General features: G+C 60.2%; 12 protein-coding genes and 1 pseudogene. 7 read left to right on the top strand and 6 right to left on the bottom strand.

Translation table 11 applies throughout. The annotated features are described in order from the left end of the window. Nucleotides 1-322: 322 nt before the first annotated feature. Both purU and QOM10_RS22925 read left to right on the top strand, forming a co-directional pair. The gene (gene purU, locus QOM10_RS22930) at nucleotides 323-1,171 is read left to right on the top strand and encodes a formyltetrahydrofolate deformylase (protein WP_007912774.1); all 849 of its coding nucleotides are present in this window, start codon (nucleotides 323-325) and stop codon (nucleotides 1,169-1,171) included. Nucleotides 1,172-1,257: 86 nt separating this feature from the next. Next, nucleotides 1,258-1,434: a hypothetical protein gene (locus QOM10_RS22925; protein WP_174245079.1), complete on the top strand. Its 177-nt coding sequence runs from the start codon at nucleotides 1,258-1,260 to the stop codon at nucleotides 1,432-1,434. On the opposite strand, the gene QOM10_RS22920 is transcribed toward QOM10_RS22925, so the two are convergent. The 5 genes and pseudogenes from QOM10_RS22920 to QOM10_RS31395 form a co-directional block, all read right to left on the bottom strand. Beyond that, entirely contained in the window at nucleotides 1,418-2,416 is a 999-nt protein-coding gene (locus QOM10_RS22920; protein ID WP_150750367.1) for a YbhN family protein, read from the bottom strand. The two genes, QOM10_RS22925 and QOM10_RS22920, sit on opposite strands and share 17 nt — an antisense overlap. Then, nucleotides 2,413-3,189: a DUF2334 domain-containing protein gene (locus QOM10_RS22915; protein ID WP_150750366.1), complete on the bottom strand. Its 777-nt coding sequence runs from the start codon at nucleotides 3,187-3,189 to the stop codon at nucleotides 2,413-2,415. Before QOM10_RS22915 ends, QOM10_RS22920 begins: the two co-directional genes overlap by 4 nt. After that, a complete protein-coding gene (locus QOM10_RS22910) occupies nucleotides 3,182-4,303 on the bottom strand; it encodes a glycosyltransferase family 4 protein (RefSeq protein ID WP_177413876.1) in 1,122 nt (373 codons plus the stop codon). Before QOM10_RS22910 ends, QOM10_RS22915 begins: the two co-directional genes overlap by 8 nt. A 258-nt stretch (nucleotides 4,304-4,561) precedes the next feature. Beyond that, the gene (locus QOM10_RS31400) at nucleotides 4,562-5,326 is read right to left on the bottom strand and encodes a methyl-accepting chemotaxis protein (protein ID WP_409347916.1); all 765 of its coding nucleotides are present in this window, start codon (nucleotides 5,324-5,326) and stop codon (nucleotides 4,562-4,564) included. A 93-nt stretch (nucleotides 5,327-5,419) separates the two neighbouring features. Continuing rightward, nucleotides 5,420-6,451 (bottom strand): annotated as a pseudogene (locus tag QOM10_RS31395) (cache domain-containing protein); the annotation flags it as partial. 189 nt (nucleotides 6,452-6,640) lie between these two features. Here QOM10_RS31395 and QOM10_RS22900 point away from each other — a divergent pair. Next, nucleotides 6,641-8,128: a helicase HerA-like domain-containing protein gene (locus QOM10_RS22900; protein WP_127929529.1), complete on the top strand. Its 1,488-nt coding sequence runs from the start codon at nucleotides 6,641-6,643 to the stop codon at nucleotides 8,126-8,128. A gap of 108 nt (nucleotides 8,129-8,236) precedes the next feature. Here QOM10_RS22900 and QOM10_RS22895 read toward each other — a convergent pair whose 3' ends face one another. Continuing rightward, complete coding sequence (locus QOM10_RS22895) at nucleotides 8,237-8,692, bottom strand: DUF721 domain-containing protein (protein WP_102900164.1); 456 nt, start codon at nucleotides 8,690-8,692, stop codon at nucleotides 8,237-8,239. A gap of 308 nt (nucleotides 8,693-9,000) precedes the next feature. Between QOM10_RS22895 and secA the strand changes: the two genes are divergently transcribed. From secA to QOM10_RS22875, 4 genes are all read left to right on the top strand, one after another. Continuing rightward, on the top strand, nucleotides 9,001-11,736 hold the full coding sequence (secA, locus tag QOM10_RS22890; protein WP_316916989.1) for a preprotein translocase subunit SecA: 2,736 nt from the start codon (nucleotides 9,001-9,003) through the stop codon (nucleotides 11,734-11,736). 122 nt (nucleotides 11,737-11,858) lie between these two features. Then, the gene (gene argJ / locus QOM10_RS22885; RefSeq protein WP_316916988.1) at nucleotides 11,859-13,076 is read left to right on the top strand and encodes a bifunctional glutamate N-acetyltransferase/amino-acid acetyltransferase ArgJ; all 1,218 of its coding nucleotides are present in this window, start codon (nucleotides 11,859-11,861) and stop codon (nucleotides 13,074-13,076) included. A 178-nt stretch (nucleotides 13,077-13,254) separates the two neighbouring features. Beyond that, on the top strand, nucleotides 13,255-13,887 hold the full coding sequence (locus QOM10_RS22880) for a glutathione S-transferase family protein (RefSeq protein ID WP_316916987.1): 633 nt from the start codon (nucleotides 13,255-13,257) through the stop codon (nucleotides 13,885-13,887). Further along, nucleotides 13,884-14,831 carry a Nudix family hydrolase gene (locus QOM10_RS22875; RefSeq protein ID WP_316916986.1) on the top strand — a complete coding sequence of 316 codons (948 nt, stop codon included), beginning with the start codon at nucleotides 13,884-13,886 and terminating at the stop codon, nucleotides 14,829-14,831. The genes QOM10_RS22880 and QOM10_RS22875 overlap by 4 nt, the downstream gene beginning before the upstream one ends. Nucleotides 14,832-14,912: the final 81 nt, after the last annotated feature.

Raw genomic sequence — 14,912 nt, 5'->3', positions numbered from 1 at the left:
TAGAGTGCTGAATGGCAGGGGGACAGTGCCGCAATAATAGTCAGGCTGTTTCATCAAGTAAACATTTAACCGGAGTTTTTATTTAAATTAGTTACGAGAAACTGCCATCTATTGAATATTCAGTTAAATAGTGTGACCCAGTCATCACAGATATTCACAGTTGTCTGATCAAGCGATACCACGGGATCACTGTCAGGTGGACGATCACCCCGTCAAGCATTCGTAGCGCCGAGCCTGAGCGGGGCCGTGCTGATCAATACTGCAGTTTTCCCGCGCAGCCGCTAGAATGGCGGCCTTTGCGAAGTTCTGGAGTTTCCCCCTCATGCGCACTTTCCGCCTGGTGATTTCTTGCCCGGACCGCGTTGGCATTGTTGCCAAAGTCAGTAATTTTCTGGCAGCCCACAACGGCTGGATCACCGAAGCGAGCCACCACTCGGACAATCAAGTGGGTTGGTTCTTCATGCGTCACGAGATTCGTGCCGATTCGCTGCCTTTCGGTATTGAAGTGTTGCGCGAGAAGTTTGCGCCGATCGCCGAAGAGTTCTCGATGGACTGGCGCATCACCGACACCGAGCAGAAAAAGCGCGTTGTGCTGATGGCCAGCCGCGAATCCCACTGCCTCGCTGACTTGCTGCACCGCTGGCACAGCGATGAACTGGACTGCGAAATCTCCTGCGTGATTTCCAACCACGACGACCTGCGCAGCATGGTCGAGTGGCACGGCATCCCTTATTACCACGTCCCGGTCAATCCGCAGGACAAGCAACCGGCCTTCGATGAAGTGTCGCGGCTGGTCAAACAGCACGATGCTGAAGTGGTGGTGCTGGCGCGCTACATGCAAATCCTGCCGCCGGACATGTGCCGTGAATACGCACATAAAGTCATCAACATTCACCACAGCTTCCTGCCGTCGTTCGTCGGCGCCAAGCCGTATCACCAGGCGTCGCTGCGTGGCGTGAAGCTGATCGGTGCGACCTGCCACTACGTGACCGAAGAGCTGGACGCCGGCCCGATCATCGAGCAGGACGTGGTCCGTGTCAGCCACAGTGACAGCATCGAAGACATGGTGCGTTTCGGCCGTGACGTCGAGAAGATGGTGCTTGCTCGTGGCCTGCGCTATCACCTCGAAGACCGCGTGCTGGTGCACGGCAACAAGACTGTGGTGTTCTGATTCAAACCAAACAGGCTTGAAAAACGAAGGGTCTGGGCGTTCAATCGCTCCAGGCCCTTCGCCGTTTCTGACCCGAGGAAAAGCTCATGAGCGATCCATTGGACAAAGCCACATCCAAAGCCCCGGCGACCCTCGGTGAAGGTTGCCTGAGCCGCTACGATCCGGAAGACATGAGCCCGGAAGATGGCACCGAATTTCCCGGCGCCGCCGAGTTGTGGGAACAACTCAAAGAGGATCAGGACGAAGCTAAGAAGCCTGCCTGACATTCATCAGTTTCTTCAGCAACGGGCGCCCGAGCATCAACAGAAACACCGGGCCACCCACCAATAGATAGAAGTAGTAAGTCACCACCCGCCAGATCAGGATCGCCGCCGCTGCGGTGGATTTTCCGATCATCGGCGCCAACAGTGCCGCCGATGTCAGTTCCGCCGCCCCCGCGCCGCCCGGCAGCAGGCTGAATTGTCCGGCGCCCAGCGACAGCATCTGCACCAGAAAGCTCCAGGCCCACTGCAAGTCTGCGCCCAGACCGCGTACCGCCAGATACAACACGCTGTAGCGCAGCAGCCAATGCACGCACGTCAGCGCAAAGACCTTGATCAGTGTCTGCCAGGGCAACTTCAGCGTGTCGGTAAAAGCCGCGAGAAAGTGCAGCAACTTGCGCGCCCAGCGCCGCCGGGTGCTGACCTTGACGTTGGCCCTTGCCAACAGACGCCCGCTCAGTCGAATCAACGCGCGGTGGTAGCGCGCGACCAACACGCAACTGAACAGACCGCCAAACAACGACACGGCGCTTACGGTCAGCAGCCATTCCAGTCGATCGCTCAGATGCTGAAACAGCGCATAAATCAGAATCCCGCTCAGGGCGCAGAGAAAGAACAGCAAGTCGCTGAGCTGATCCATGGCAAACACCGCGCTGCCCCGCGCCGGGCGCACGCCCGATCGTGCCAGCAGGGCCATGATCGTCAGCGGCCCGCCACTGCCACCGGGTGTCGCGCAATAAGCGAATTCGGCGGCCATGACCACGCCAAGACTTTTCAGCGGCGTGACGCGGTCGCGTTGATCGCCGAGCAACAAACGCAAACGCAAGGTATTGATGCCCCAGCACAGCAGGATCATGCCGAACATCACCAGCAACCATTGCAACGGAAAGTTTTGCAGGCGCACCCAGGTTTCGCTGCCGCCGAGCACAACCGGAATCAGCACTGCCGCGAGCAGGCCGATCAATAACAGGATGCCGCGACTCATGCGGCGCGTTCCAATAGGCCGCGCTGTTGAGCGAGCCAGTGCATTTTGGTCATCGGTACTCGTCCTTCCGCCAGCAATCGTTCAAGGGTGTGCAACCAGTAATCACGAGAGAAACGATGGCGCATGTCCACCGGATGCAAGCCTAGCCGAATTACCGGCGCCTGACGCCAGCGCTGCTGCCGCTGCTCGCTGACTATTTTTGACAAGCCACGGCGCCAGGCGCTGCGGGCACTCCAGACCAGGCCCGGGGCATTGATGGCGGTGAAGTCCGGCAAGCGGTAGAGATACTGCGGATCACTGGTGTAGCTCAGCGGCAATTGGCGCAGTGCCTGGCGTGTGCCGTCGCTCATCAGCCACGCCGGGGCGACGAAGCCGTGCAGTGGCCAGTCGTAGCGCTGAAACAACTCGATGCCAGCGCGCAGGCGGGCGAGGGCGGTTTCAGGGGGCAGACCGTAGAACTCGCCTTCATGGGTGTAGATCCGGCGCATGAACCAGTCACGCGGGGTTGTCGGGCCGGGCTCCAGGTCGTCATGGAAATAGCCGTGCAGAGCCAGTTCATCGCCACGGGCGATGCGCTCATCGAGCATTCGACGAAACGACGGGTGAGCCTGAAGGGCGTTGCGTCGATGGAGGTCCGGCACCACCAGCCAGGTCATCGGCACATGACCCATTGCGTCGACGGCCGCGACAAACGGCTGGTAATCCGTCCATGTCGAGGGCGCCACATCGTGCAGCACCAGCAACACGGCAGGGTGATTCATCGACTCAGCCATTGGCCACCCGTGGCAGTGCGTGGCCGAGGACGGCGTGATAGTGACTGAGCAGGCTGTCGACCACCGCATCCCACGCGTAATGCTGCTCTACATGTTCGCGCGCCTGTTGGCCAAGTCTCACGCAGCCACGACTGAACAGCTCGCGCACGGCATTGGCCATAGCCTGCGGGTTGTTCGGCGCACAGAGCAGGCCGCATGACTCAGTAACGATTTCTTCAAAGGCTCCCGCGGCCACGGCGACCACGGGAATGCCGCAGGCCATGGCTTCAAGAATCACCAGCCCGAAAGTTTCCTGATCACCGGCATGTACCAGTGCGTCGGCACTGGCCATCAATTGCGCGACTCGCCAGGCAGGGCAGAACTCGTCGATCACACTGACGTTGTCCGGCACCACGGCGGGCATCGATGAGCCGACCAGCAGCAGGTGATAACGCGGGCCGAGGCGTCGCATGCAGTTGAGCAGCACTGGCAGGTTTTTCTCTTTCGAGCCGCGTCCGGCGAAAATCAGCAGGCGCGTGTCCTCGGCGATGCCCAGTTCTGCGCGCAGATTGCGGTCCTGCGCTTCAGGGTGAAAGGTTTGCAGGTCCACGCCCAAGGGCTGCACAAAGACATTGCGCACGCCAAGTCCGCTGAGTTTGTCAGCCATCACCTGGCTTGGCGCCAGTACCCGGTCGAAGTTGCCGTAGAGCCGGGTGACATACGCCTCGATATTCGGCGTGACCCAATGCCCCATACGATTGCCGATCAGCAGCGGCAGATCCGAATGATAAAAACCGATCACCGGCACATCCAGTTGTCGCCGCGCATCCAGTGCGGCCCAGGCCGTCAGGTAAGGGTCGCCGACTTCGATCAGATCGGGCTGCAAATCCTGCAGGACATTTCGCCAAGGCGCGAGGCGCAGCGGGAAGCGATACCCTTTGCCGAAGGGCAGGGCGGGGGCGGGAACCGTATAAACGCCATCGTGTTCACCGAAGTGCGCGCCGGGAATCAGCAGGCTGTGACGAATGCCGGGTTTGACTCCCAGCCGGCGATGCTTGGCATCCAGATAAGTGCGCACGCCACCGCTGGCCGGGGCGTAGAACATGGTGATGTCGGCGATATGCACGGTGATCATCCCTCCGCTGCGTGGTTCTCCCTTGGTTGACCTTTATCAAGAATAGATGTTCGGTCGGGATTGCGCGGTAGAGCTGAAGAGCACCCTCACCCTAGCCCTCTCCCGGAGGGAGAGGGGACTGACCGAGGTGTTTGAGCGAATTACGCCGACGTGCAATACCGAGTCGAACTCAGGTTTTGAACAGCACGAAGATCGGCTCCCTTTCCCCTCGCCCCCCTGGGGGAGAGGGCTGGGGTGAGGGGGTAAGGCTCTTGATCTTCAGATGCGGAAGCTGCCAACCAGTTGTTGCAACCGCGAAGCCTGCTGCTCCAGATCCGAACACGCGCGCAGTGTCGCCTGCAAGTTCTCCACGCCTTCCTGGTTCAGCGTGTTGATCTCGGTGATATCGACGTTGATCGACTCAACCACGGCGGTCTGCTCCTCGGTCGCGGTGGCCACCGACTGGTTCATCCCGTCGATCTCGCCAATGCGCTGCGTCACGCTGTTCAAGCGCTCCCCGGCGAGGTTGGCAATCTCGACGCTGTCCTGACTGTGGCGCTGGCTGTCGCTCATCGTGCTTACCGATTCACGGGCGCCGACTTGTAGCTCCTCGATCATGGTTTGCACTTGCTGCGCCGATTCCTGGGTGCGGTGCGCCAGGTTGCGCACTTCATCGGCCACCACCGCGAAGCCACGACCGGCCTCACCGGCACGCGCCGCTTCAATCGCCGCGTTGAGCGCCAGCAGGTTGGTCTGTTGGGAAATGCTGGTGATCACTTCGAGAATCTGGCCGATGTTCACGGTTTTGCTGTTCAGCGATTCGATGTTGCTGCTCGACGCGCTGAGCATGCTCGACAGCTGATTCATCGCTTTGATGCTGCGATCCACCACTTGCTGGCCGTCTTCGGCGAGGCCGCGTGCATCACTGGCCTGATTCGACGCTTGTGCTGCATTGCGGGCGATTTCCTGCGCGGCGGCGCCGAGCTGGTTGATCGCGGCGGCAACGCTGCTGGTGCGCGAAGCTTGCTGATCGGAGTTGTACATCGACGAGTTCGACGCAGCGACCACACGCAGCGCTACTTCGTTGACTTGCCCGGTGGCCGACGACACTTCGCGGATCGAGCCGTGAATACGCTCGACGAAGCGGTTGAATGCGGTGCCCAGCACGCCGAACTCATCGTTGTTAACGATGGTCAGGCGTTTGGTCAGGTCGCCTTCGCCATCGGCAATGTCTTCCATGGCGCGGGTCATGACGTGCAGCGGCTGGATCAGAATGCGGATCAGCATGCCGAGCAGCGCGAGGATGATCGCGACAGCGATGACTGTCGCGATCACTGCGGAGGTGCGGAATTCGCTGAGCATTGCGAACGCCTGATCCTTGTCCACCGACAGACCGATGTACCAGTTCACCGACGGCAGGCCTTTGATCGGCGCGAAGGTGACGATGCGGGTTTTGCCGTCAACGGTGACTTCGCTGAAGTCGCTGCTGATGCGCGGGGTATCCTGCGGATAGGCTTCCTTGAGTGATTTCATCACCAAAGCCTTGTCCGGGTGCACGAGGATCTTGCCGTCGGCGCTGATCAGGAACACATAACCCATGCCGTCGAAATCCCGCGCGGCGAGGGTGTCGACCAGCGATTGCAGACTCAGGTCACCGCCAACCACACCGACGCTCTGACCGGCCTTCTTCGAGGCAGTGGCGATGGAAATGATCAACTGGCCGGTGGCAGCGTCGATGTACGGCTCGGTCAGAGTCGAGGTGCTGCTGCTCTCGGCACCTTTATACCAAGGGCGCACGCGTGGATCGAAACCGTCGGGCATCTTCGCATCAGGACGGATGGTGAAGTGGCCAGTGGCATCGCCGAGGTAGGAAGCCATGAACGTCGACGTCAGGGCCTTCTGTTCCAGCAGGCTGGCGACATTGGCCGGTTCCGGGTTGATGGCGATGTTCTGGGCGGCGTTCTCGATCAGCAGAATGCGACCGGTGAGCCAGGTCTGGATATTGCCGGCGGTGACTTCACCCATCTCGTTGAGATAGTTGTTCAGGTCATCGCGGATCGCGTTGCGCTGTAGCCAGTCGTTGTACAAGGTAAACGAGGCGAAGGCGGCAATGACGATAAGGGCGGCGGCAAGCAAAATTTTATGGCTGAAGCGCAGATTTTTGTTCATGGCTTGGGGTTCCGCTAAGGTCTTAATGTCCAGGGCGTGCTTTTATAGAGGCGCGCGAAATGGGCAAGGGTGAAAACAAGCTGATATTTCCGTCTCTCCTTAGGGAAATGTCCGGCCTGACTTGTGGTCGGGTCTCTCACTCTTCTTTATCGGCCATGCAGAATCAAAGATTAACCATTGGGTGACAAAATGCCTGACTCATCGCAACTCGTAATCGGCGCCGACCTCGCGGGGCAACAGATTGGTCAGGCCATGCGCCTGGCGAACCGCCACGGACTGGTCGCCGGCGCCACCGGTACCGGTAAAACCGTCACCTTGCAACGTTTGGCCGAGGCGTTCAGCGATGCCGGCGTCGCGGTGTTTGCCGCTGATATCAAGGGTGATCTGTGCGGCCTCGGTGCGGCCGGTAACCCGCAGGGCAAGGTTGCCGAGCGCATTGCCGGGATGCCGTGGCTCAACTACAAAGCGCAGGCGTACCCGGTGACCTTGTGGGATATCCACGGTGAGTCCGGTCATCCGTTGCGCACCACGTTGAGCGAAATGGGCCCGCTGCTGATCGGCAGTCTGCTGGAGCTGACCGACAGCCAGCAGTCAGCGCTCTACGCAGCGTTCAAAGTTGCCGACCGCGAAGGCCTGTTGTTGCTCGATCTGAAAGATCTGAAGGCGCTGCTTAATCACCTCAAGGACAACCCGCAACTGTTGGGCGAAGACGCGGCGCTGATGACCACCGGTTCCAGTCAGGCGCTGTTGCGCCGCCTGGCGATTCTTGAGCAGCAGGGCGCCGAAGCCTTGTTTGGCGAGCCGGCACTGCAACTTGAAGACATTTTGCAGCCGACCGCCGATGGCCGTGGGCGCATTCACTTGCTCGACGCCAGTCGTCTGGTACACGAGGCGCCGAAGGTCTACGCGACGTTCCTGTTGTGGCTGCTGGCTGAGCTGTTCGAGCAGTTGCCGGAGCGCGGCGATGCCGATAAACCGCTGCTGGCGCTGTTTTTCGATGAAGCGCATTTGCTTTTTGGCGATACGCCGAAGGCCTTGCAGGAAAGGCTGGAGCAAGTGGTGCGCTTGATTCGTTCCAAAGGTGTTGGCGTGTATTTCGTCACCCAGTCGCCGGCGGACTTGCCCGATGACGTGCTCGCGCAGCTTGGCCTGCGCATCCAGCATGGCTTGCGCGCCTTTACCGCCAAAGAGCAGAAATCCCTGCGCGCGGTGGCGGACGGCTTCCGGCCGAATCCGGCGTTTGACAGTTTGTCGGTGCTGACCGAGTTGGGGATTGGCGAAGCGCTGGTCGGCACGCTGACCGAGAAAGGCACGCCGGAAATGGTTCAGCGCGGGCTGGTGGCGCCACCGCAATCGCGGATCGGGCCGCTGACGGAAACCGAGCGCACGGTATTGATCGCCGGCTCGCCGTTCAAGGGGCGCTATGACAAGCCGATTGATCGTGAATCGGCGTATGAAATTCTCATGGGCCGTAAAGGCCTGGCGCCTGAGGCCGAGGCACCCGCCGGCAAGCCTGCGGTTGAAGAGCCAAGCCTTGCCGACAGGGCAGGGGAGTTTCTCGGTACGGCGGCAGGGCAGGCGTTGAAGTCGGCCATGCGTCAGGCTGCCAATAACCTCGGTAAGCAATTGGTGCGCGGTTTGATGGGCTCCTTACTCGGTGGCAGCAAACGCCGCTGATCTAATGTAGGAGTGAGCCTGCTCGCGATTGCGGTATGACAGTCACGACAATGTCGACTGTTTCACCGCTATCGCGAGCAGGCTCACTCCTACAATTATTGATAGCTGTCAGGATTTGTTTTTGGCGTGCGCCGCCAGGCGCTCCAGCGCTGCGCGCAAACCTGGATCAGTGATCCCGTCCGCCGTGGCCTGAATCGTAGCCGCCGCATCCGTGGACAAATCCATCGTGTGCCCGGCCGCCCCGCGCTGCACTGTAGGCGGCTGCACCTTGAACAGAATCCGCGTCAGACTGGCGAACTCGTCGAACATCTGCAATTGCCGCTGCAGGCGTTTTTGCTGGTAGCGCAGGCGTGTGGCCCAGTGACCGTCGGTGACAATCAGCAACAGACTGCCTTCGCGCCACGACGCTACATGGCAGTGTTCGCGGGCTGCAGGTTGCAATTGGCTTTCGAGCAGGCGTTGCAAATGACCCAGTCGCTGGGCGTGGCCGAGGATGGCTTTGAGCGGCTTGGCTTCGCGCAGGAGAACGGCGGGTGCTCTGGCCGTAAGAGGGCGAAATGCCATGATCGAACACCTGAAGTAACAGAAACGCCATGGTAGCAGAAAGGCCGAAATCACTCGCCCATTGCTTTTGCCCCCGCTTTACCCATTAAATCAACGACTAACTTCTGCCTTGTATGACTTGAAGTTGAGCAAAACGCCCCTATTTTAAGTGAGCCCCGTCAAAGCGCAGTGCCAGCATCGTGGAACATCGCCACTTTCCTCACTTCCGTTTCCGGGTAGAATGCTCGTTCGCATGCGGCCATGAGGGCTGCACGGGCGACGCTCACGGGGCCGCCCTCCATCCCTTTAGTGTGGAAGATCCTGCCGATATGTTTGCGCCTTTGTTAAAGAAACTTTTTGGAAGCAAGAACGAGCGTGAAGTCAAACGCATGCTCAAGACGGTGCAGCTCGTCAATGCCTTCGAAGAGCAAATGGTGGCCCTTTCGGACGATCAATTGCGCGCCAAGACCGATGAGTTCAAGGCCCGCATCGCCAAAGGGGAAACCCTCGACAAGCTGTTGCCAGAAGCCTTTGCGGTCGCCCGCGAAGCCGGCAAGCGCATCATGGGTATGCGCCACTTCGACGTGCAACTCGTCGGTGGCATGACCTTGCACGAAGGCAAGATCGCCGAAATGCGCACCGGTGAGGGTAAAACCCTCGTGGCAACGCTGGGCGTTTACCTCAACGCACTGTCCGGCAAGGGCGTGCACGTTGTGACGGTGAACGACTACCTGGCGCGTCGTGACGCCAACTGGATGCGTCCGCTGTATGAATTCCTCGGCCTGACCGTCGGCGTCGTGACGCCGTTCCAGCCCCCGGAAGAGAAACGTCTGGCGTACGCCGCCGACATCACCTACGGCACCAACAACGAATTCGGTTTCGACTACCTGCGCGACAACATGGCGTTCAGCATGGAAGAAAAATTCCAGCGCGAACTCAACTTTGCCGTGATCGACGAAGTCGACTCCATCCTCATCGACGAAGCGCGTACCCCGCTGATCATTTCCGGTCAGGCCGAGGACAGCTCCAAGCTGTACATGGAGATCAATAAACTGATCCCGCAGCTGGAACTGCACGTTGAAGAAGTCGAAGGCGAAGTCACCAAGGCTGGCCACTACACCGTTGACGAGAAGACCCGTCAGGTCGAACTCAACGAAGCCGGTCACCAGTTCATCGAAGACATGCTCACCCGCGTCGGCCTCCTGGCTGAAGGCGAGAGCCTGTACTCGGCACATAACCTGGGCCTGTTGACCCACGTGTATGCCGGTCTGCGTGCGCACAAACTGTTCAATCGCAACATCGAATACATCGTGCAGGACGGCCAGGTCGTACTGGTCGACGAACACACCGGCCGTACCATGCCGGGGCGTCGTCTGTCCGAAGGCCTGCACCAGGCCATCGAAGCCAAAGAAGGCCTGAACATCCAGGCCGAGAGCCAGACCCTGGCTTCGACCACGTTCCAGAACTACTTCCGTCTGTACACCAAGCTGTCCGGCATGACTGGTACGGCCGATACAGAAGCGTTCGAATTCCACCAGATCTATGGTCTGGAAGTCATGGTCATTCCGCCGAACAAACCATTGGCGCGTAAAGACTTCAACGACCTGGTGTTCCTCACCGCCGAAGAGAAATACGCGGCGATCGTTACGGACATCAAGGAAAGCATGGCTGCCGGTCGTCCGGTGCTGGTGGGTACTGCGACCATCGAAACCTCCGAGCACATGTCCGCATTGCTCGTGAAGGAAGGCATCGAACACAAGGTTCTCAACGCCAAGTTCCACGAAAAGGAAGCCGAGATCATCGCGCAGGCCGGTCGTCCGGGCGCACTGACCATCGCCACCAACATGGCCGGTCGTGGTACCGACATCCTGTTGGGCGGTAACTGGGAAGTTGAAGTTGCGTCGCTGGAAAACCCGACCCCTGAGCAGATTGCCCAGATCAAGGCCGACTGGCAGAAGCGTCACCAGCAAGTGCTGGAATCCGGCGGTTTGCAGGTGATCGCGTCCGAGCGTCACGAATCCCGTCGTATCGACAACCAGCTGCGTGGCCGTGCCGGTCGTCAGGGTGATGCCGGTTCGAGCCGCTTCTACCTGTCGCTGGAAGACAGCCTGATGCGTATCTTCGCCTCTGATCGGGTGAAGAACTTCATGAAAGCCTTGGGCATGCAGCCGGGCGAAGCGATCGAACACCGCATGGTGACCAACGCGATCGAGAAGGCGCAGCGCAAGGTTGAAGGCCGTAACTTCGACATCCGTAAGCAACTGCTCGAGTTCGACGACGTCAACAACGAACAGCGTAAAGTGATCTATCACATGCGTAACACGTTGCTGGCCGCCGACAACATCGGTGAAACCATCGCCGACTTCCGTCAGGACGTGCTCAACGCAACCGTCAGCGCACACATTCCACCGCAATCGCTGCCAGAGCAGTGGGACGTGGCCGGTCTGGAAGCGACGATTGCCAGCGACTTCGGCGTGAAGCTGCCGATCCAGCAATGGCTCGACGAAGACGATCACCTGTACGAAGAAACCCTGCGCGAGAAGCTCATGACCGAGCTGATGGCGGCGTACAACGAGAAAGAAGATCAGGCCGGTGCCGAGGCACTGCGCTCGTTCGAGAAGCAAATCGTACTGCGCGTGCTGGACGACCTGTGGAAAGACCACCTGTCGACCATGGATCACCTGCGTCACGGTATCCACTTGCGTGGCTACGCTCAGAAGAACCCGAAGCAGGAATACAAGCGCGAGTCGTTCACGCTGTTCTCCGAACTGCTCGATTCGATCAAGCGCGACTCGATCCGTGTGCTGTCGCACGTTCAGGTTCGCCGCGAAGATCCGGAAGCCGAAGAGCAACGCCTGCGTCAGGAAGCCGAAGCACTGGCCGCCCGCATGCAGTTCGAACACGCCGAAGCGCCAGGTCTGGAGCAACCGGAAGTATTGGGTGAAGAGGTCGATGTGGCCCTCGCCACCGCCCCGGTTCGCAACGAGCAGAAGCTGGGCCGCAACGAACTGTGCTACTGCGGTTCGGGCAAGAAATTCAAGCATTGCCACGGGCAGATCCAGTAAAACCCGTTTCAATCGCTGAAATACCCGCGCCGCGACCGGCTCCTGCCGTCGCGGCGTTTTGCCATTTAAACCACCGTCACTGCGCGTGGCGGTGCTGACATCATTGAGTAAGGAGCGCATTCATGGCTGTTGGTCTTGGTCCTTTGCCAACGTTGCACCCGGTTGCCGGTTTTGAACTCGGTATCGCCTCGGCCGGCATCAAGCGCCCCGGGCGCAAAGATGTTGTCGTAATGCGCTGCGCCGAAGGCTCGACCGTGGCGGGTGTGTTCACGTTGAACGCCTTTTGCGCCGCGCCGGTGATCCTGGCGAAGAAACGCGTACAGAATGCCGTGCGTTACCTGCTGACCAATACTGGCAACGCCAACGCTGGCACCGGCGAGCCGGGTCTGGCCGCTGCCGAACGTACCACCGCCAGACTGGCCGAGCTGACCGGCGTTGCTGCCGAGCAGATTCTGCCGTATTCCACCGGCGTGATCGGCGAGCCACTGCCGGTCGAGAAGATCGAAGGCGCGCTGCAAGCCGCGCTGGACGACCTCTCGGAAAACAACTGGGAAGCCGCTGCTACCGGGATCATGACCACCGACACCCTGCCGAAGGGTGCCAGCCGCCAGTTCGAGCATGACGGCGTGACCATCACCGTCACCGGCATCAGCAAAGGCGCGGGCATGATCCGTCCGAACATGGCGACCATGCTTGGCTACATTGCTACTGACGCCAAAGTCTCCCGTGACGTCCTGCACAACTTGATGCTCGATGGCGCGAACAAGTCGTTCAACCGCATCACCATCGACGGCGACACCTCGACCAACGACTGCTGCATGCTGATCGCAACCGGCAAGGCCGCACTGCCGGAAATCACCCGCGCTGAAGGCGAGCTGTTCGGAAAACTGAAGCAAGCGGTGTTCGAAGTGTGCATGGACGTGGCCCAGGCCATCGTGCGTGACGGCGAAGGTGCGACCAAGTTCGTCACCGTTGAAGTGAATGGCGGCGGCAACCATCAGGAATGCCTCGACGTCGGCTACACCGTGGCGCACTCGCCGCTGATCAAGACCGCGCTGTTCGCCTCCGACCCGAACTGGGGCCGCATTCTGGCTGCCGTTGGTCGTGCCGGCGTGCCGGATCTGGACGTGAGCAAAATCGACGTGTTCCTTGGCGAGGTGTGCATCGCCAGCCGTGGCGCCCGTGCGGCGACCTACACTGAAGCCCAGGGCTCGGCGGTGATGCAGCAGGAAGAGATCACTATCCGCATCGAACTGGGTCGCGGCGATTGCAGCGAAACCATCTGGACCACTGACCTGTCGCATGAATACGTGAAGATCAACGCTGAATACCGCACCTGATCCAAAAGGTGGGAGCGCGCTGCCGGCCTCTTCGCGAGCAAGCTCGCTCCCACAGTGGTTTCGGCCGTTCACACATGTTGTGTACACCCAAGAACCTGTGGGAGCGAGCTTGCTCGCGAAAGCGATGGTTCATACACGACAAGTTTAGAAGCTTCCTCTGACGAAAAGGCGCCACACCATGTCCCTGCACCTGATCATCGGCGACAAACTGCTTTCCTCCTGGTCCCTGCGTGCCGCACTGGCACTCGAGCTGACCGGCGCACCCTACAGCGAAGAACTGATCAAACTCGGCAAGCCCGACACCCGCGAGTTGCTGCTCAAGCATTCGCCGACCGCCAAAGTCCCACTGCTGCAAACGGCGCGCGGCACCATTGCCGACTCACTGGCGATTGCTGAATACCTCGCCGAGCAGTTCCCGTCCGAGCAGCTCTGGCCAACCGATATCTTCGCCCGCGCCCAGGCCCGATCCGCCTGTGCACAGATGCACAGCGGCTTCTTCGCCATGCGCAATCACATGCCCTTCAACCTCAACCACAATGCGCCGCTGAACCCGGTACCGCCGGAAGTGAAAGTCGACATCGAACGCATGCTCGCGCTGTGGGCCGAGTGCCGTGCTACTGCCACCGAGACCGGGCCGTACCTGTTTGGTCGGGTGAGTCTGGCCGATGCGTTCTTTGCGCCGATTGCCGTGCGTTTGCGCACCTATCAGGTGAAGCTGCCGGCCGCCGACGAGGCCTATGTTGAAACCGTCTACCAATGGCCAGCCTTCAAGGCGTGGCAACAGGCTGGACTGGAGGAGTTGAATCCGTGAAACGCGTCCACGTCGCCGCCGCCGTCATTCGTGACGACAGTGGCAAAATCCTCATCGCCCGCCGTGCCGACACCCAGCATCAGGGTGGTCTGTGGGAGTTTCCCGGTGGCAAGGTCGAGGCTGACGAGTCGGTCGAAACCGCGCTGGCCCGGGAGCTGCACGAAGAGTTGGGTATCGTCGTTGGCGCCGCCCGACCGCTGATCAAAGTGCGTCACGATTACCCGGACAAGCAGGTGTTGCTGGATGTCTGGGAAGTGTCGGCATTCACCGGCGAACCGCACGGTGCCGAAGGCCAGCCGTTGGCCTGGGTGACTGCGAAGGAACTGGCGAACTACGAGTTCCCGGCTGCCAACCAGCCGATCGTTGCGGCGGCGCGTTTGCCGGCGGAGTACCTGATTACCCCTGAGGATCTGGAAACCCCGGCTCTGCTGCGCGGTATCCAGAAGGCGATTGCCGGCGGGATAAAATTGATCCAGCTGCGCGCGCCGAACGGCTATGACCCCAAGTATCGCGATCTGGCGGTCGATGCGGCCGGGCTGTGTGCGGGCAAGGCGCAACTGATGATCAAGGGGCCGTTCGAATGGCTCGGTGATTTCCCCTCTGCCGGCTGGCACATCACCTCTGCGCAGCTGCGCAAATACGCCGCGGCGGGGCGGCCGTTACCGGCGGAGCGTTGGTTGGCGGCGTCGTGCCACAACGCTGAAGAGTTAGCCCTCGCCGAGCAGATGGGTGTGGATTTCGTCACGCTGTCGCCGGTGCAACCGACGCTGACTCACCCGGATGCGCAGCCGCTGGGCTGGGAGCAGGCTTCGACGTTGATCGAAGGCTTTAGTAAGCCGGTTTTTCTGTTGGGTGGGGTTGGCCCGGCGGAGCGCGAAAAAGCCTGGGGCCACGGCGCTCAAGGTGTGGCGGGGATTCGCGCGTTCTGGCCTGATTCTCTGTAAAGGCTGCCGACCTCTTCGCGAGCAGGCTCGCTCCCACAGTTGATCGGATTTCTTCAGTTGGAATGCAATCAAATGTGGGAG

It is taken from the genome of Pseudomonas sp. P108, assembly GCF_032613195.1.
GTDB lineage: Bacteria > Pseudomonadota > Gammaproteobacteria > Pseudomonadales > Pseudomonadaceae > Aquipseudomonas.
Note: the sequence above shows the minus strand (reverse complement) of the source record. Positions and strands in the feature narration are given on the sequence as shown.